Origin of the sequence: Bifidobacterium tibiigranuli (assembly GCF_009371885.1) — a bacterium.
Lineage (GTDB): Bacteria > Actinomycetota > Actinomycetes > Actinomycetales > Bifidobacteriaceae > Bifidobacterium > Bifidobacterium tibiigranuli.
Window position 1 is genome coordinate 261,008 of sequence record NZ_QLZA01000003.1, and the last position, 18,275, is coordinate 279,282.

An 18,275-nucleotide genomic window follows, 5' to 3' on the forward strand; every position below is an offset into this window, starting at 1 on the left:
TTCAGTCCTTCCCGTTGGTGCCGGTCTGCTGTTGCACAGGTGTTGTGATGGCGCGGATGAGCATCTCCACATCATCTTCGAGTAGAGGACTCCCGCTGTCGCGGTCATCCGGGAACGCGATTCGGGCGAGAAGCACGCCCAGAACCAGATTGGCAGCGGCGTCGGCGTCGGCGCTGAGGCATTCGCCGCGCGCCTCGGCTCGGCGCAGAATCAATTTCAGATGCTCCTGAGTCGGCTCCAGCACGCCCGTGCGCACGATGGTCGCAAGCTCGTGATCATGCACAGACTCACCGACGACAGCTACGAGCGTCGCGCCGATGCCGCCCGCGAGCAGGCGCTGCTTATGATCGAACATCTCTCGTAGATCGTTCTCGGTCGAGCCAGTATCGATATCTGCCGTCTCCGATGCAGCGACCTGTCGCGCCGCGGCGAGCAGCAAATCGCGCTTCGACGGCCAGCGTCGATACAGGGTCGCGGTCGATACCCCTGCTCGCTTCGCGACCGCAGCGGTAGTCAACCGTGCATAGCCGCCGTCCGCGAGCAACGACTGCACCGCCTCCATGATCGCCGGAGTCAGCGCAGCATTTACCGGCCGCCCCCGTGCCCCGTCATTCGAGCCATCGCCCATTACGTCACCGTCCATTCGTTATAATACGAAATCACTTCGTTTTATAATATACGTGATCTTCGCAGTCCACGCAAGTCATGCCGAGGAGTCCTCCATCACACCGACGGCACGCCTACCATCGTCGCGCGAGAGACCGGCCCATCGAAGCGGCATCAGATCGCTCGACTCATCCCTCGTTCTCCATACCGCTATGACCTCACCTACTCCACTGACCGCGACGGACACTACACGCCCGTCTTCGTGCTAACGAGCGACCTCCCCTTCGGCGCGGCATCCACCTTCGCCCAGCTCCTGACGCTTCTGGACGACCCACACCTTGATCGTGCCCAAGGGCGATCGCCACAGGTGCCGCCGACGCCCTGAGACATCTCGCTAAGAAATACGGCAGTGCGATCAACCTCGATCCCGCAATCATCAACGCCAATATCCCCATCGAATGGTGCAACATGTCCGACGAACGGCAAGAGATCACAACCCGGCGCGAGGGCAACCGCCCCGTCAACGGCTTCCAAGAAAAAACCGTCCACATCTGGGGTTGCGGCGGACTGGGATCATGGATTGCCGAGTTCATCGCCCGCGCCGGAGCCAGCACCATCACCGTCTGCGACCCAGGCACCATCACCGGAGGACTCCTCGTCCGACAGAACTACACCGAAGCCGACATCGGTCAGACAAAGGCCGACGCCCTTGCCACGCGCCTCCGCGCAATTCGTGACGATCTGACCATCACCATCGCAGAAGGCAACATCCCCGACCCGACCGTCGCTCTCTGCGCAGACGTCATCATCGACGCAACCGTCAGCCACAGCATCACCACCTACCTCGATACCCTCGCCAGCAAAAACAGCACGGCATTCATCGCCCAAGTCGCCACCGACGCAAAAACTGGAACGCTCGGCATCGTCAACATCTGCGCACCCGGTGCCGCCTGCACGCCGTCCGAACTTGACGACCAAGCAGGACGCTCGGCGATGGCTGACAGCGGACTGGAGCTGTACCACCAGTTTTGGAAGGAAACGGCCGAAGGCGACGAACTGGTCCCCACGAGGGGATGCTCCGTACCCACGTTCCACGGCTCAGCCGCAGACCTCGCCGCAGTCGCCGCAACACTCGTCAACATGATCGGCCTGCACCTACAACAAGCAGAGGCACCTGTTTCCGGAACTCACCTCATCGCACTACCGCACGCACCAGACGGTCCACGGCATCACTTCATTCCCGCAGCACGGGACGTTCGCGGACAAGGTGGCACAAGATGACACAAGAGTTGCATCTGTTGAACCTCCGGCGTGCCGTGGGTGCTTCCACAGGTCTTCTCGATCTCGTGTCCTTCACGACGACCCAGTTTGGGCTTTCCTACACATACCGCTCCCTCGACGAAGAGACACGCATGTCGAGAGACCTATTACGATCCGCCGCTACACACTGGGGGTACACATCATGGCGTCAGAAACGCTAAGTGAAGTCGATACGCGCGAAACAGAGATCCAGCGCAAGCATGTACCGACGATGCGAATGCATGGGCATGGGATGACGCAATCCCGACGCCGACCTTCGATGCTGCCCTCGCCTCATCACCCGCCTCCGTCAACCAAGCAACATTCATCGTCGAACTGAGTTCACCCATAAAGGAATCCCGCCTTCTCCCAGGCCTTAGCCTTACATCCCTCCCACGAATCATGATCTCGCCCACCGGGCAAATGCCCCACCCTGAACTCATCGGCACCCGGACTGCGGTGGAAGAGTTCGCACGAGCGTGGCGCAGGGCTCTCGCACTGATCGAGAACGACCTCCCTGACGTCCGCACGCTCCACACTGACGTCGTCTGCCTCCGCCGCGCCGGCGACGCCAACCTACGAGCACCAGATGGTTCCCGGTGAACTCACCATCACAGAACAATTCGGTTACCCCGAGCGTCGCACTGCTGCGGACACCTTCCGCATCGTCGCCCGGATGTCACCGACGAAGAAGGGCCGCGGGCGTTACCGCCCGCTCAGCGCAAACGACAGCCCAGTCCCCATCGGACGCGATCTTCGATTCGAAATCGACGCCTGCACCGTGCAAGAGCCGTACGACGTCTATTGGAAGGTCCGGAACGCCGGATCTGAAGCCGCGCGCAGGAAAGCATTCCGGGGAGAGATCCTGAATCGCGGCCACCGGATCCAGGAAACAAGCGACTTTCCTGGACCATACTGGGTACAGGCATGGATCGCGAAGGACGGAATAACGATAGCCACCGCTGCCCAAGACGTCATCATCATGTCTCGCTAGGCTCACACACTAATGCACACGAATGTGCGCGGCTCGAACCGCTTGCGTGACATGTCGTCTGCTGACTCGCATCGCCCGTGCGACGGTCTGGAGTGACACACCCTGCTTATGGAGCCGAACCGCCTCAGCTGCTTCCTCGGCATCGAGCCTCGGCAAAAACGCGCGACGCCAGCCCCATTCTGGCAGTCCTCGACCAGCCTCGATACCTCCGAGGGCGTGAGAAAGGTTTGAGGAGTGCCGACCCTACGAACTACCTGGCCCTGATTGTCCCGAATCCGGGGCACATCGGCACGTTGCGACGTGCCATACACGCCGCGCTTCCGCCGTGCGACAAGGGATTTCAACCTTGGGGCAAGGTTCAAGAATAGAATCAAACAGAACCGCGCTTGGGCCAAGTGCAAACCTTCGACCAAAGGAACCATCCTCGGTCCGGTTTGCACTTGGCCCTTCTTCCTGGCCTCGGCCACCCAGTTCAGGGCGTTGCCGCGCACCTCCGGGTCGCAAAGCATGTCGAAGGGCTTCTGGAACTTGACCCCGACTCGCCGCTCACCGTCCTCGTCGATGGTGATGCCGGTGAAGAATTCCTCGTTGCACAGCCGCCGGTTCAGGTCTTCGCACCGCTGGTAGATGTCCGAGACGCTCACCAGCAGCCCGAGCGAGTCTTCCAGGTTCTGCCGCGCTTCCAGATACTCGTTGTCGTGCGCGGCGATGTGGTTATCGATCGTCTTCAGCGCCAGACCGATCCAAGACTGCTCACGCTTGAGCATATCGAGGGGCACCGCATCCGCAGAACGAGCCTGCAACAGCTTGAAATGCTCAGCTTCCAACTGACCGCAATACACCCTTTAGTTCAAGTGCGAAAGGCAGCGAACAGAACGGTATCGAGAAGGTTCGCGACCGTGTCAGGCAAGTCCCAGTACTGTGTACTGAGCGTGGTGCCATGCGACTGTCAATATGATCACTCGCTGCCATCAATGAGGTATTGGATGACAGAATCGGCAGGCTGCGGGTAGTCGAGTGCTGCCAGGGTCGCTGCGAGCATGCCTGTGGCGAGGATGCGGCGAGTCTCTGAGAGAGACATCCCGAGGTCGTCGTGGAGGAGACGGCTCACGCGGAGGAAGCCGTCGCGGGCCAGAGGCCCGAGTTCAGGGTCCGCGCCACACGCGAATAGCTGCGCAAGCAGGCGCATTTCATCCGATTCGAAGGCGAAGGTCTGGAACTGTTCGCGGAACTCCTGCCGACTGGCGGGGCTTGAGGGTGCCGGTGCCATGACTCGGAACAGTGCCTCGACATGTGCGGCGGCATTCTGACACAGGAACCGGATCAGTCCGGTCTTACCGCCGAAGGCGCGCACGGCATAGGCCTGGCTCACGCCGGACTCGCGGGCGATCTGATCTGTCGTGACCCGGTCGAAACCCTTTCGGCTGAACAGTCTCAGCGCGGCGGCGAGCACGCGATCCCGGCCCGAAGGGGCGTCTGTGGTTCTGTCTCCTGCTGACGTCATGTGGCCAGCCTACCTTGACAGGTAGTCATTGAGTGATAAGCTAATCCTGTTATCATTCAATGACTACCTAGGAGTTGCAGTGAATTCGACCATTTCAGCCGTTTCGAACCAACGCCATCCAGCACGGGGAATACCACGTCACGTGTTGATCCGCGCGATCCTGACCATCGCCGTCTCGGCGCTACTGACCGGCGGATTGTTCAGCCTGTTCTACATCGCGGTCTTCAACGCCCCCGAGCCCCATGACCTCCCGATGGCCGTGACCGGAATCGATGCGGCGAAGATCCAAGCCGCGGCCGGCGACGGGTATGACATCGTCTCCGCGCGAGACCAGCAAGCAGGGCTGGACTGGTTGGCCCGGCACGACGTGTACGGCATGATCGCCATCGACGCCGCACGGCGACAGGTCGAACTGTCCTACACGAGCGTTGACGGCTCCGCCGTTCTCGCCTATATGCAGCCCATCGCCCAGAAAATCGCCGAAAAGGCAGACATGTCGCTACTGGTCACGAATGCCACGCCGCAAGTCGCGGCGAACGCGTCCCCGGGACGCAGCGTGTTCTTCGCCGTGTTCGGCACTGCGCTGACCGGTTTCGTGCTCTCGCAAGCGCTGCTCTCGGTGGGCAAGCAACTGCGGCTGCCACTGCGGATACGGTTGGGAATCATGGCGGGTGTTTCGATTGTCGCCGGCCTAATCGTGTCCATCATGCTCGACCCGTGGTATCAGATCGCACCGGGCGCGTTCTGGCAGACTTGGCCAATGGTGTCGCTGCTCTGCTTGTCGGCCGTCACCACAGGCACCGCGCTGCTCGACCTGGTCGGCCCCTTCGGACAGGTCATCACCGCGGTACTCTTCGTCACCCTCGGCAACGCCACTGCGACCGGAATCCTCCCCATGCCCTTCCTCACCCCGCCCTGCCAGGCCATCAGCAGATTGCTGCCGACCGGCAATGTCGTGCGCGCCGTCATGGGCGAATCCTACTTCCAAGGCAACGGACAGCTCCTCGGCTATCTCGTCCCCGCAATCTGGAGCGCCGCAAGCGTTGCGGCCCTCATCGTCGTCGACGCCGTTCGCGATCGTCACAGTCGCCCTATCGATACGGCGGAATGAGAGATCCGCCGCGTTCAAACCCAACAGATGATCGCCTCCAGCAATGCCGCGATAAGGCCGATCACGCCCACCGCATGCCCGGTAGCCCGGGGGCATCCGAGAGTCCTTTTACAGCGTGTAGGCGCGTCCCAGCGGGGACTGCCTGCGTGACAGTCCTCCTGCCAACGTCCATCGTGCGGGTGATGGCTCGAAGCGACAACCCCTGCTAGTGGAGCCGAACCACCCCAACCGCTTCCTCGGCATCGAGCCTCACGGGCGACGCTGCTACAAGTGTTGCGGCCTACGGCCCGGCGGACGCAGCACCGCGCCGTAGGCGACGACGCCCGCGCGTGCTCCCTCTGATCCCGAGGCGATTCGCGACAGCACGGATGCCCAAGCCCTGCGTGTAGAGCCGGGCAAATTCCTCGCGCACCGTTTCGGGCAGGCCATACCGTCTCGTGGGAACCTCCGTTCTACGCAGTATTTCCGTCACAGTGGCCCGATGGATGCCATAGCGCGCGGCGATATCCTTCATCGAGTCGCCCCTCCGATAGTCGGCAACAACCTTGGCTCGATTCGGGAAGCTCAAACGGGCCTGAGCCTGAGACGAATTTTCGGCCACCGGATCATGAACATCCGTCCGGGCAGTAGGCCGGCGACGAGCAGCACGTAGCCTGTTCCCGCACAAAGCCCGGGAAATCAAGGCGCTCAGAGCCTTGGAATGGTTTGAGAAGCTCCTACGGAGAACCACGGACAGGGTTTCCGAGGTTTTTCGGAAACCCTTTTTTATGCCGGAAACCGCGGAACAGTGCCGTTCCCAGACGCTTCGACCTCATGCCTATAACATGCATAATACAGCAGTTTCATGCGGCTATACGGGTTTAAAATAGGGGTACTCTCCGCAGTGCATTAAAAAGTATAGTACGCACAGCAGGAGCCTTCGGGCCGACCTGAAAACTCAAGACCGGACGATGGAGGGTTCAATATCCCAATCCCCTCAAACCGGGAGGCATCCCTCGCGTGGAACGCATATTCAAATACAAGGCCGACGCATCAACTCGGCTCGACTCCGAAGAAGTGCTCGTCCGAGGCCACCAGGCCGGACACACGTGGACGCCTTGGCAAGAGCGAGAATAGAGCGCGATTGCCTGGAATCAGGCTGGCAAGCATAAGAGGCTTATGGGATCCCTATGGGCGGCGCTGGTGTCCAAGGACAGGCTGGCCAAGGTACTGGCCGGCAACTCGTTCCTCAATCGTTTCGGTCTGGCTGTGGGCGGCGCCGCCGCGCCCATCCAGCTCGTGCTCATCTACACGCCCGGCCAGGCAGGCCTGTTCCAGTCCACTTCGGTCGTCGCCCTGCTCGCCGGATCGTTCCTCGGCTGGCTGATCCCGCATATCCCGCTGGCCGGAGTGTTCGACGCATGGAACGGCATCGGCAACGCCCTGTCATACCTGGCGCTCGCGCTTGGCCCGCATATCGGCCTGCCAGTAGGCCTGCGGGCCACCTCGTATGTGGCCCAGTCCCTTTCCTCGCCGCGCATGAACGCCTATGCCGCCGAACAGTTCGACGACCATGAGCGCGGCCGCATCTACGCCGCGATCCAAGGCGTGGGCAGCGTGCTGGCCCCCGCCGGAATGCTCATCGGCAGCCTCCTGCTCACACCGCTCGGCCCGCGTCCCCTGCTGATCGCAGGAGCCGGCCTGACGCTGCTATTCACCGCGCTGCCTACGCCCACCTCTCCAAGGCGCTCCGGTCACAAGGCTGATGAATAGGTGTTTCAGGTTTTGAGCACGCTGGTGGGGCCGAGCTGGGCCTGCAACGTAAAACGTAATTGGTCTCGCCCCTGTCCACACGGCAATTACACTAATATCACAATCTATTCCTCAGAGTCCTCTACTCGGTGCCCTCTACTCAGTGCTCTCTACTCAGTGTCCTCTGTCCTCTACATACATATACCACCCGACTACTCACCGAACTGGGCGAGCTTAGCCGCTAGCTCCTTGGCGCTGCCGCGGAAGCAGTAGGCGGGTGTTCCATTTTCGAATCGGATGCCCTCATGCAATGCGCCGACGTCATAGGGATCGTAGCCGGTGTCGCTGATCAGCTCGGCCACGGTCTGCTTGGCTTGCGCATCATCTCCGGCGTACGGCAGCGCGCTGCGGTCTGGGGCCCCAGCGGGCCGCGCCTTGGCGGATACGTCGCCTGCGTAGATCGAGTTGAATGCCTTGACGATGTGCGCTTCGGGGATGATCGAGCTGGTGATCTCGCTCGTGGTGGCTGTGTGGCTGTCGAGCTCCGGAATCCGTCCATCGCGGGCAGGGTAGTAGTTCATGAGATCCACTACGGTCTTGCCTGCGAACGGCAACTCTCGCAGCACAGCGCGATTTGCAAAGGGAATTGCGACGAAGACGACCTCGCTGCCGGCAACCGCCTCTTCGGCCGTCATTGCCTGAGTGTTCCCGCCGATTTCGGCGACCTTTGCGGCCAGCGTCTGCGGCCCGCGCGAGTTCGCGATGGCAAGCTCGTGCCCGGCCTTGGCCAATTGCCCAGCTACTGCGGTACCGATCTGCCCCACCCCTATGAATCCGATTTGCATGAGACGTTCCTTCCTGTGCTTTCGCCTTGTTTTGGCCGTACTACAGCCCTCGACCTGCGACGCCGACCGGACTGACGAAGGGAAGCGGTGGCCCATCACTACGTGGACTGGCAGGAACAAACCTAGCCAGATTCCCAACCGCCCAAATACATACGTCAAATAAGCCCGATAGCATACCGTGAATCAGCGGCTGTCATCCAGTGCGACTCCTGTACTTCAGCACTATAGTCAGGCATTCCCGTCGCAAAGCCCACCACTTGGCTCAACGCTGAACCAGCCCCAAGCGGCCGAGAATGGACCAAAGAACCGAGAGTGAGTGAAAACCGTTAAGCGCGATGTCGGCACAAGCCCGCCATAAACGCATCCCCCCTGCGTCTCATATGCACTGTGACCTTCTTCACACCGAATCGAAACAATATCGGCGAAACAATCCCTGAGGCGACGGAGCACCTCCTTAGATTTTGTTTCGATTTGAGCACGCAGCCGCAGGCAATGCCCCAGCCGCGACGATATGGCAAGGATATTGTATCGAAACACAGCTGTAACAGGCGCTCTTGCGTGCTACCCAAACAGTGTCGTACAGTCACGCTAGACGCCAAGCGCTCCGCACTTACGGCTCAACGAGCTACCCGCATACCCGTACCTCGCTTTTAGAACACTCGCCTTGGGGACATGCGCCCCGGCCGAAAAACCACGACTTCAGTCGTTACCGTTTTTCAGAAAGCACCATTTTCAGACGGCACCGCAACTTCAGACGTCATCACGATATCGCAAGCCAAGCAGCCTTGCATTCGCGCATCGAGCCTCTCCAAGGATTTTTAGCCCCATAGAACAACCAGAACCATCACAACTGCGTATGACGCCAACAGGAGAACAGCATGAAACCGGCACAACTCATCATCGCCCGCACTATCGGAATCTTCGTCGTGGCCACGGGCGCCGTCTACATCTCATGGCGATGGGCATTCACGCTCAACATGAACGCCTTATGGCTGGCCATTCCCCTCGCCCTCGCCGAAACATATTCGCTCGGGGAAGCGGTCCTCTATGCGTTCACCATGTGGCACGCCCGCAGCAGGCCGTCTCCACCATCAGCCCGCAAGGGGCTGAGCGTGGATATCTTCATCACCACGTACAACGAGCCGCTCGAGCTGGTGCTCAAAACCGCGCTCTCCGCCAAATACGTGACCTATCCGCATAAGACCTGGATTCTCGATGACGGCCAGCGCCCGGAGTTCGCGTTGGCCGCGCAGCGCATCGGCGTCGGCTACATCACCCGAGGCACCGAGTGGGAGGGCAAGCCGCGATTCGCCAAAGCCGGAAACATCAATAACGCATTGTTCCAGACCGATGGCGAATTCATTGCCATACTCGACGCCGATCAGATACCCAGCCCCGGGTTCCTCGATCATGTGCTCGGCTATTTCGAGGATGAGACGGTGGCGTTCGTCCAGACGCCGCAGGAGTTCTGGAATGTGGGGAAGGCCGATCCGCTCGGTAGCAGGGCCGAGCTGTTCTACGGGCCAATCCAGCGGGGCAAGGATGGCTGGGATGCCGCATTCTTCTGCGGGTCCAACGCGGTGCTGAGGCGTGAGGCGCTGATGGCACTCGGGCTGTCGGCGTATACGAGGAGCTCGCTTGCCGCAGTGCGCCGTGCGCTGCGTCGCGCCAAAACGCAGGTGCAGGAACTGCGTGCTCGGTGGCATCGCGTCAATCCGGCCGCAGAGCATGTCGCCGTCGATATCCTCGCCTCGATATCCCGTTGCGAATCAGGGCTGCGCCGGGGAAAACCGCTTGCCGACATCCTCGATCAGCTCGCCGACGACATCCTCGAATCCCAGCGAATCGAGGTCACTTTGCCTGACGATATGCTTGCCACGCTTGCGCAGATCGAATCCGAAATTACGCATATCGCCGGCGAGCAGGCCCTAGTCATCAATCCCATGCGGACGAATTCCATTACGGAAGACATGGTGACGGCCCTGCATCTGCACGCCATGGGCTGGTCGAGCATCTACCATCACGAGGTGCTGGTGCAAGGTTTGGCGCCGGAGGATCTCAAAACCATGCTTTCCCAGCGCAATCGCTGGGCTTTGGGTACCATGCAGGTGTTCTTCACGCAGAACCCGCTGCTCATGCCCGGCCTTTCCTTGGGACAACGGCTTATGTATCTCTCCACCATGACCAGCTATCTCAACGGTTTCGCGGCAGTCACATTCCTCGCCGCCCCTATCGTGTTCCTCACCACGGGGATATTCCCGCTGGACGCCGACCCGGTGGTGTTCTTCGCGCATTTCCTGCCGTTCTTCCTGCTGTGCCAAGCGTTTTTCCAAGTCACCGGCCATGGCTGCCGTGGCATCTGGAAGGGTCAGCAGATGTCGATCGCGCTTTTCCCCACATGGATCATAGCGACCACCAAAGGGCTGGTGGCGGCCGTTACCGGACGTCATATGGCATTTTCGGTGACGTCCAAAACGAAATCCGAATCGAATTCGGGCTTCAAGTGGATCGTCCCGCAGCTTATCGCGATGGGCTTGCTGATTGCGGCTTCCGGCATCGGCATGGCGCGTGCGGCGTTCGGCGCAGCCGGGCTGTCATCCACCTTGGTCTCGCTCGGCTGGGTGGCGATCGATATGGCGTTGCTGTGGGCCGCAATTTCCGCGGCGCGCTACCAAGGGCCGAAAGACAGCGAGATCACCGCGCCATCGTTGCCTCAACACGAGCTGCTGGCGGCATTGCTGACAGGCTCGATCTCGTCAGAACCCAATACGCTGGGCGAGCAGCTTGCGGATCTGCGCGTCTCTCCCAGCGTGCCGATGAAAGATGATGTCGCAATCGGTCCGAATGTGCATGCGATCGGCCCTGTTCTTGATGCGCATGCGGCTCTGGAGTTGCGCAATATGGTGGCCGCCGAACTCGACAGACGCCTGGATGGCCGTGAAAAGATCATTCTCGTCGATGTTTCGGAGGTGACCAGCGTAAGCCCGGCCGGCATCGCCTGCCTGATGCAGACTCTGCATCTGGTGCGGGCCGAGAGCGCGGATATGCGCATCTTCGGAGTCTCGCAAGCGCTCGAGACCGCCAACCTCGCTTATCGCATCGATGGCCTGACCCATGTATACAAGGGCCTGGCCGAGGCTCAGGCTGCTCATCCCAGCGGCTCGTCCCGTAAGCCCGCTCTGCATCAAGCACAGCCCAGCCAGCCGCAGACCGGCCGGCTGCAGCTCGGTCAACCAGCCGCGCCAGCTACACCAGACAAGTCAGGCGGAGCCGATGCGATTGATATGACTTTGGCAAGAGAGGCCTTGAACGCTTCCTGAGCCGCTTGGCTCGAGTTGATCCGCCAGTCCCTCTCCTTGTTCACATCGAACCAGATGAAACCCGTCACCCGCTTCTGGGAGGAACCATGACTCATCAGCTTGGCGATCCACTGCGCCTTCGATTGTCCCAGACCGGAGCCCTCGGCGGACGAGGTCTCGGATATGAGAATCGGCTGCCTGCCGTCAAGCGCCCGCAGCTGGTTCAGACCCTCATCGAACAGCATGTCGGGTTCAGTCCACTCGTGCCCATCGCCTGCTCCCCAGTTGTAGCCGTCCAGCCCGAGGATATCGACCATGTTCGCGCCTGGATACGCGGCGGCAAGGTCGCTCGTCTGCCCGGAGACGGGGACGTTCGGCGACCACAGGAACCGCACGTTCGAAGCGCCGACGCTGCGGAAGAGGTCATGAACGTGCCGCCAGGCGGCAACATAGTCATCACTCGTGTTGCCGTTCACCCCGACCGCCCACGGATACCAGTCGCCGTTCATCTCATGGGCGAAGCGCAGCATCACGGTGGAACCCAGATCTCTCAGCCCCGTTGCCCAACGGGTGAAATCCGCGTCGTGGTCGCCGGCTGCAATCCGAGCCAAGGCGAATTCCGGTTGCCTGGTTCTCGCATCGCCAATGCTATTTTCAGCAGCGCCTGCACTGGGATCCCATGGTTCCAAGGACAGTATCGGCATCGCGCCGAGACTCGCGATTTCCTGCAATTGGGCAACGGGCACCGGCTGCATGAGCGCGGAGAAGCTCAGCACGTAATTCGGGCGCGCGCCAGCGATGCCGGCCACTTGGGCGTAGCTGTTCGAAAGAGAATCCGTCGGAGGCAGATAGACGCCCCATTGCAACGCATGGGCGGTTGGCGTGGCGATGACGTCTTTGTCGACGGCATCGTTGGTTTTCGCGGCGCACCCGACGCACGCAGCCATCAGCGCAGCCGCCAGACCCATGGCAAAGGCGGCGCGCAACGTGCGCATGATAGTCGGGAGCATTCGCATAAGCCACACCAGCTCTCTGTGCTAGTTCAATTCACCGTGCTAGTTCAATTCATTGCGCTAGTTCAATTCATTGCGCCTCAGCACCGATACGTTTGGGAGAATCCATTATGACATCGTCCAATAATCAATACCAAGGCCCTGACCAGTTCCCTCACAAATCCAAGTCCAAACGCCTGCGCCGAGCCAGCGCGCTCATTCCGGTGCTGCTTATGGCCGTGGCCACGATCGGCGTCGCATGGACGATGAACCGGGTCGTGCCCGCGCCATCGGCGACAGCCGAGAGCGAATTCTGCGTGGCGGACGATGCTAGCCTGATCATTCCCGAAAAGGGAGTGCTGTTCGGAGTCAATCTCGATTGGGACAATGAGTCCATCGCGCAGTACAAGACGAATCTCGGCCATGCCCCGGCGATGGCCGTGCAATTCACAGACATTCCCTACGACCGCGAGACCTGGCAGCATACGCTGGATGCGGTCGACCAAGTGAAGCAGAACGGCGGCGCGCTGCTGCTCACGCTCGAGCCGCACGCTGGGCTTTCCGCCGTTAGCACCGAGGTCATCGCGCAGCTGGCCGAGGATCTTCGCAAGCTTAACGACGATGGCGTTCCGGTCGTGCTCAGATACGCCCATGAAATGAACGGATCGTGGTATGCGTGGGGCCAGCAGCCTGCGGAATACATCGCCTCGTTCAGGCGCGTCGCGGACGCGGTGCACGCCAAGGCGCCCGGCTCCTCGATGATGTGGGCACCCAACTACGGCGGCGGGTACCCGTTCGTCGGCGGCAAGTTCGCCGCAGCATCTGAAAGCGACAATTTCAAGCTGCTCGATACGAACAACGATGGCGCGCTGACAATGGCGGACGACTCGTACGCGCCCTACTTTCCCGGCGACGACGTGGTGGATTGGGCCGGCGTATCGCTGTATCACTGGGGCAATCAGCGCCCCTGGGGCAGCAACGACCCGCTTGTCGAAAGCCATAAGTTCGTCGACATGCTCACCGGCAACTACTCTGGCACTGCCGGTGATGACATTCAGGTTCCTGATTTCTACCATGTCTATGGGGATCTGCATAACAAGCCGATCGCCATTCCCGAGACCGCCGCGATCTACACGCCGTCGCGCGGCGGCACTGACGAACTGGACATCAAACAGGCCTGGTGGCGGCAGGTGTTCGCCGACTCGTTCGCCAGCACATTCCCCAAAGTCAAGATGATCAACTGGTTCGAATGGCAGAAATATGAGATCGAAATCGACGATACCGTCGACTGGCGGGCGGCAGGCAGCCCGCATGTGCGCGATGCCTTCGTTGCCGATCTGCCCGCATGGCTGCACTACGCCCAGGACGTGCGCGCCTGCAAGGCGGGGTAGGCAGGAGCCCCTCAGCAATTACATTAGTTACGACATAATTACATTAGTTTATTGCTGAAATTACATTAGTTATGCATTGTTGCGGTCGGACCCCTGCGGCCGCAAGAAAAGCCAGTCAACATAATTGGCCGCGACCGCCCGGCACACGGGCACGAGGAACTATACCGGCCTCAGAACTCCTCGTACTCGTTCGGGTCCTGATTCGCGGTGCGGCCGTCGGGGCGGCCCAGGGCAGTGATCTCGGCCATTTCGGCAGAACTCAGCTCGAAGTCGAACACCGACAGGTTCTGCACTTGGCGCTCAGCGTGGGTGGCTTTCGGCAGCGGGATGACGCCCTGCTGCACATGCCAGCGCAACACCACCTGCACCAGGCTGCGCTGATGAGCGTCGGCGATGCGCTGGATGGCCGGGTCCTGCAGCAGCGAGTTGGCACGGCCGAGTGGAGACCACGCCTCGTCGATGATGCCGTGCGCCGCATCCCACGCGCGCTGCTCGGCCTGTGGGAAGTAGGGATGCATTTCGATCTGGTTCACGGCCGGCGTCACACCGGTCTCGTCGATAAGCCGCTGCAGATGCTCGGGCAGGAAGTTGCTCACGCCGATCGAAGTGACCAGTCCGCGTTCCCTCGCCTCGATCAGCGCTTTCCACGCCTCGACGTACTTGCCCTGCTTCGGATTCGGCCAATGGATGAGATACAAATCCAAATGGTCGAGACCGGTGCGGTACACCGACTCCTCGATGGTGGCCAGCGCCTCGTCGTACGCGTGATGACGGCCAGGCAGCTTCGAGCTGACGATGATCTGCTCGCGGGGCACATCCGACCGACGTATAGCCGCGCCGACCGTCCCCTCGTTCTCATAATTGAAGGCGGTATCGAGCAGGCGATAGCCATTGCCGAGCGCGCTTTCAATGGCATTCGCACCCGCTATGCCGTTGAGCTTATAGGTGCCGAATCCGACAGCGGGCAGCGCATGGCCGTCGTTCAGCGACAGCGTAGGAATGTTGGTGGTTTCAGTAGTCATAAAGACTGCCCTCCTCGTGTCTAGAGTTGCACTGTATTACGTTATTACGTTCTTTCACTCTACTACGATACTGGTAGTATCGAAACTATGAGACTACTTTCCCCGCTCTCTTCGGAGCCTTTGACAACGCCATCGCCAGCACTGCCAACGGCTTCACCGGCAGTTCCACTGATAGCTAAAAGGCATCACGGCCACGGTGGACGCCCCCGCAGCGAAGCTTCTCGCCGCGCCATCCTCGACGCCGTCGCCGACCTCGTGACCACCGTCACCCCTGCGCAAATCACCATCGCCGCGATTGCCGCACGCGCCGGCACCAGCAAATCCACTATCTATCGCTGGTGGACATCGCGTGCCGAGCTGCTCTTCGAGGCGCTCGCCAGAATCACCGTGCCCACGCTCGAATTCCCGGACGATGCCGACACGGCCACAGCTCTCGCCACTCAGCTTGAGGCCTTGCAGCAACTGTTCGCCGAGCCCTATCTCGGCCGACTGATCATCGCGCTGACCATCGAAGCTCAGGAGAACCCCGATACCGCACGCGCCCTGCGCCGGCTCTGGCTCGCCCCGCGCCGCGATTCCGCCGCCCGTGTCCTGCAACGAGGGATTGCGCGCGGCGAAATCCGCGCCGACATCGATCTCGAAATCGCCATCGACCAGCTCTTCGCACCGTTGTATCATCGCGCACTCTATTATTCTGGCGAGGACCGCAGCGAAGACTGCGAAGAGAGCCTCAGCGGCAATGACGGCGGCAGCAGCAGCGCAATGGCCCGTTATGCCGCCAAAGCCGTCAAACAGTTCCTTGCCGGCGCAGCCGCGCGTGCCGAACACAGCAATGACAGCAACGGAAGCCGACGCCCATGACAGGTTCCAAGCCGACCAATATGCAAGATACGCAACAGTCCACAGCACGATCCGCAGCACAGCTCGACCCGCAACGCAATACGACATTCCTGTGGCTTATCGCCATTATCTTCGGCACCGCCATGTCGTTCACGACCGTGCCCACAACGCTCTGGTCGCTCTATGAAAGCGCCGCGCACTACAGCACCATAATGGTCACCGTGGCCTTCACCTCCTACTCGTTCGGCGTGCTGCTCAGCCTCGTCTTTCTGGGCCACCTCTCCGACTGGAGAGGCCGCCGCCCGCTTATCGCCATCAGTCTGCTATGCCAGATCGCTGCCGCCGTAGCGCTCATAGCCACGCATGCCTTCATGCCGGTGGTCATCGCGCGTTTCGTGAGCGGCGTCGGCGTCGGCATGCTCACCGCCACCGCCACTGCATATCTCGCCGAACTCGCCATCGCAGGCGGCCGCGTCTCCCCTTCCATCGCGCTGGTGATCGCCACCGCCGCCAACCTTGGCGGCCTCGGTGCCGGACCGCTCGTCGGAGGCGCACTGGCGCAATGGGTTCCAGGCCCCTTGGTTGTGCCGTACGGCATCTACCTTGCGCTGCTGATCGTCTGCCTCGGCGTGCTGTGGCTCGGGCCGGAAACCGTGACCATCCGCTCGCGGCGGTATCATCCGCAGCGCATCCGGGTGCAGCGGGCCGGCCGGTCAGGCTATCTGGTTGCCATAGGCGTGGGAGCCGCCACGTTCTGCGTGCAGGGCCTGTCCACTTCGCTGTTCCCGCAGCTGCTCGGCCAGCTCGGCATCCATTCGCGCTTCTGGCAAGGTCTTCTGGTGGCCTGTGTACTGTTCGCCTCTGCCGCGACCCAGATCATGATGCGCTCGCTGTCCGCCTCGCGGCTCATTCTGACCGGTCTGCCCGCCATCGGGCTGGGAGTCGTGCTGATGCTGTGCGGTGTGATCTCGGTCAACGACGTGCTCTTTGCGCTCGGCGGCATCATCGGCGGAGCAGGCGGAGGAGGCGCATTCCGCGGCGCGCTTGCCCGCGCCCAGCAGCTCGCGCCGGCAGACGCGCAAGGCGAGGCCGCAGCCGGCGTATTCGTCGGCGCATACCTCGGCATGTCCGTGCCCGTGCTCGGCATCGGGTTCGCTTCCCTTGCCGGAGTGACACTGCGTATCTCGGTGGCTGTGTTCGCGCTTTTCGTGCTGGCTTTGGCTGTCCTTCTGGCCATCGGAACCGTGAAAACCGGACGACGATCCTTCACCGGAACGAAGCGACGGGGATGCCGGTAGCTATACGATGAGTCCCGCACACGATACCGCACCGACATGCCCAGGAGAAGGCACCCCACATGAATAATGCTCTGACGATACTGTGGATGCTCATGGGCGTCGCCGCAGGCACGCTCCTGCCGCTGCAGAACACGGTCAACACCCGATTGGCCAAGGGCTTGCGCTCGATCGTGCTGGCGACCGGCGTCTCATTCGCCGTCGGCACGATGTTCTTGGGGCTCGTGCTGCTTGCGCTCAGGCAGCATCTGCCGTGGGACGAGACCTTCGCCCGGCAGCCTGCTTGGATCTGGCTCGGCGGGCTGTTCGGCGTCTCGTTCTTCACCGTGAACATCGTGCTCATGCGGTATTTCGGCGCCTCCATCACCGTGGTGCTCGCCATTTGCGGCCAGGTGATCGGCGGGCTGATCATCGACGTCTTCGGCATATTCGATGTCACCCGACAGTCTCTCTCATTCGGCCGGCTCGCAAGCACGGTGCTAGTGGTGATCGGCGCGATCCTGGTCAATATGACGACCCATCTGCACACCGATGCGCACTCCGATGCCAACGACACCGCCCGCCCGAGGATCGTGCGACGCATCCTGCTGCCTGTGGCCGGAGTGCTCGGCGGGTGCCTGAGCGCCGCGCAGACCACCGTCAACGGCCGGCTCGGCACGGTGCTCGGTTCGCCGGAGGCAGCTTCGTTCGCCTCTTTTTCCGTGGGCGTCACATGCATCGCGCTGTTCATCCTCGTGACCATCCGGTCGCATACGCATATTCTCGCAACCGCTGCTGCGCTCCCGTGGTGGGCATGGGCCGGAGGCGGCGTGCTCGGGGCGCTCTACGTGCTCGCCAACGCCATCGATGCGCCGCTGCTTGGAACTTCCCTGACCGTCAGCGTCGTACTGTTCGGTCAAATCGTCGGCGGACTGACCATCGACCATTTCGGCCTGCTCGGCCTCGCCCGCAGGCCCGTCACCACCCAGCGGGTCATAGGTGCCGCCCTAGTGCTCATCGGCATCGGGCTGACGCGTTTTGCCTTGTGAGCCTAAATTTAGCCAGCCAGATGGGGGCCTTGAGAATCTGGCTCCGCGCACGGATATGCCGCATCTCCCTCCGAAGCGATTCTCTTCCGTTCAATCAGCGCAAGCCGCCAACCTTGCATGCCGCCAGACGCGCCTGCTCAGGCGTGCCAGACGTCCTTGCCATTGGCTTTCGCCTCGGCCACGTCGGCGTCGAGCTGGGCTTCGGTCGACTCGACCTCGCCGGCGATGAACTTCTCGACGAGCTGACGCGCCTCGTTGTCCTCATGCTGCACGGCCGGGGACTTCATGAAGTAGGAGCTCGGCGCCAGCACCGGGCCG

At 61.4% G+C, this 18,275-nt stretch carries 16 protein-coding genes and 2 pseudogenes; 10 read left to right on the forward strand and 8 right to left on the reverse strand.

Annotation, left to right across the window (positions count from 1 at the left end; genetic code table 11):
* Position 1: 1 nt before the first annotated feature.
* A complete protein-coding gene (locus DDF78_RS03970) occupies positions 2-643 on the reverse strand; it encodes a TetR/AcrR family transcriptional regulator (protein ID WP_202613196.1) in 642 nt (213 codons plus the stop codon).
* Positions 644-1,074: 431 nt separating this feature from the next.
* Here DDF78_RS03970 and DDF78_RS03975 point away from each other — a divergent pair, with 431 nt between their 5' ends.
* From DDF78_RS03975 to DDF78_RS03980, 3 genes and pseudogenes are all read left to right on the forward strand, one after another.
* Positions 1,075-1,887: a ThiF family adenylyltransferase gene (locus tag DDF78_RS03975; protein ID WP_202613197.1), complete on the forward strand. Its 813-nt coding sequence runs from the start codon at positions 1,075-1,077 to the stop codon at positions 1,885-1,887.
* 258 nt (positions 1,888-2,145) lie between these two features.
* A pseudogene (locus DDF78_RS12265) lies at positions 2,146-2,508 on the forward strand (hypothetical protein); the annotation flags it as partial.
* On the forward strand, positions 2,495-2,899 hold the full coding sequence (locus DDF78_RS03980; protein ID WP_152580475.1) for a nucleotide-binding domain-containing protein: 405 nt from the start codon (positions 2,495-2,497) through the stop codon (positions 2,897-2,899). The pseudogene DDF78_RS12265 and the gene DDF78_RS03980, both read left to right, overlap by 14 nt.
* A 2-nt stretch (positions 2,900-2,901) precedes the next feature.
* On the opposite strand, the gene DDF78_RS12410 is transcribed toward DDF78_RS03980, so the two are convergent.
* A complete protein-coding gene (locus DDF78_RS12410) occupies positions 2,902-3,726 on the reverse strand; it encodes a hypothetical protein (protein WP_237564535.1) in 825 nt (274 codons plus the stop codon).
* A gap of 131 nt (positions 3,727-3,857) precedes the next feature.
* Positions 3,858-4,403: a TetR/AcrR family transcriptional regulator gene (locus tag DDF78_RS03990; RefSeq protein ID WP_152580476.1), complete on the reverse strand. Its 546-nt coding sequence runs from the start codon at positions 4,401-4,403 to the stop codon at positions 3,858-3,860.
* Between the two features lie 142 nt (positions 4,404-4,545).
* Between DDF78_RS03990 and DDF78_RS03995 the strand changes: the two genes are divergently transcribed.
* Positions 4,546-5,514 (forward strand): hypothetical protein, encoded by a 969-nt coding sequence (locus tag DDF78_RS03995; RefSeq protein WP_202613198.1) that lies wholly within the window; start codon positions 4,546-4,548, stop codon positions 5,512-5,514.
* Between the two features lie 280 nt (positions 5,515-5,794).
* Here the strand turns inward: DDF78_RS03995 and DDF78_RS04000 are convergent, their stop codons facing one another.
* Positions 5,795-6,115, reverse strand: coding sequence for a helix-turn-helix domain-containing protein (locus tag DDF78_RS04000; RefSeq protein ID WP_162000685.1), 321 nt, complete (start codon positions 6,113-6,115; stop codon positions 5,795-5,797).
* A 557-nt stretch (positions 6,116-6,672) separates the two neighbouring features.
* On the opposite strand from DDF78_RS04000, the gene DDF78_RS04005 reads away from it, so the two are divergent.
* Positions 6,673-7,266 (forward strand): MFS transporter, encoded by a 594-nt coding sequence (locus DDF78_RS04005; protein WP_152580478.1) that lies wholly within the window; start codon positions 6,673-6,675, stop codon positions 7,264-7,266.
* A 191-nt stretch (positions 7,267-7,457) separates the two neighbouring features.
* Here the strand turns inward: DDF78_RS04005 and DDF78_RS04010 are convergent, their stop codons facing one another.
* Positions 7,458-8,186, reverse strand: a complete 729-nt coding sequence (locus tag DDF78_RS04010) for an NADPH-dependent F420 reductase (protein ID WP_152580512.1) — start codon at positions 8,184-8,186, stop codon at positions 7,458-7,460.
* Between the two features lie 782 nt (positions 8,187-8,968).
* Here DDF78_RS04010 and DDF78_RS04015 point away from each other — a divergent pair.
* Positions 8,969-11,410, forward strand: a complete 2,442-nt coding sequence (locus DDF78_RS04015; RefSeq protein WP_152580479.1) for a glycosyltransferase — start codon at positions 8,969-8,971, stop codon at positions 11,408-11,410.
* Here the strand turns inward: DDF78_RS04015 and DDF78_RS04020 are convergent.
* Positions 11,320-12,399: a glycoside hydrolase family 26 protein gene (locus DDF78_RS04020; protein WP_162000686.1), complete on the reverse strand. Its 1,080-nt coding sequence runs from the start codon at positions 12,397-12,399 to the stop codon at positions 11,320-11,322. The two genes, DDF78_RS04015 and DDF78_RS04020, sit on opposite strands and share 91 nt — an antisense overlap.
* Positions 12,400-12,512: 113 nt before the next feature.
* Here DDF78_RS04020 and DDF78_RS04025 point away from each other — a divergent pair, with 113 nt between their 5' ends.
* The gene (locus DDF78_RS04025) at positions 12,513-13,772 is read left to right on the forward strand and encodes a glycoside hydrolase family 26 protein (RefSeq protein WP_152580481.1); all 1,260 of its coding nucleotides are present in this window, start codon (positions 12,513-12,515) and stop codon (positions 13,770-13,772) included.
* Between the two features lie 170 nt (positions 13,773-13,942).
* Here the strand turns inward: DDF78_RS04025 and DDF78_RS04030 are convergent, their stop codons facing one another.
* Positions 13,943-14,794 (reverse strand): aldo/keto reductase, encoded by an 852-nt coding sequence (locus tag DDF78_RS04030; protein WP_152580482.1) that lies wholly within the window; start codon positions 14,792-14,794, stop codon positions 13,943-13,945.
* Between the two features lie 87 nt (positions 14,795-14,881).
* Between DDF78_RS04030 and DDF78_RS04035 the strand changes: the two genes are divergently transcribed.
* From DDF78_RS04035 to DDF78_RS04045, 3 genes are read left to right on the forward strand one after another with little or no spacing between them, the layout of a single operon-like run.
* Positions 14,882-15,655 carry a TetR-like C-terminal domain-containing protein gene (locus DDF78_RS04035; RefSeq protein WP_152580483.1) on the forward strand — a complete coding sequence of 258 codons (774 nt, stop codon included), beginning with the start codon at positions 14,882-14,884 and terminating at the stop codon, positions 15,653-15,655.
* A gap of 20 nt (positions 15,656-15,675) precedes the next feature.
* Positions 15,676-16,932, forward strand: a complete 1,257-nt coding sequence (locus tag DDF78_RS04040; RefSeq protein WP_162000687.1) for an MFS transporter — start codon at positions 15,676-15,678, stop codon at positions 16,930-16,932.
* Between the two features lie 59 nt (positions 16,933-16,991).
* Positions 16,992-17,957, forward strand: coding sequence for a DMT family transporter (locus DDF78_RS04045; RefSeq protein ID WP_152580485.1), 966 nt, complete (start codon positions 16,992-16,994; stop codon positions 17,955-17,957).
* Between the two features lie 137 nt (positions 17,958-18,094).
* Here the strand turns inward: DDF78_RS04045 and DDF78_RS04050 are convergent.
* Positions 18,095-18,275: pseudogene (locus tag DDF78_RS04050) on the reverse strand (inositol-3-phosphate synthase); the annotation flags it as partial.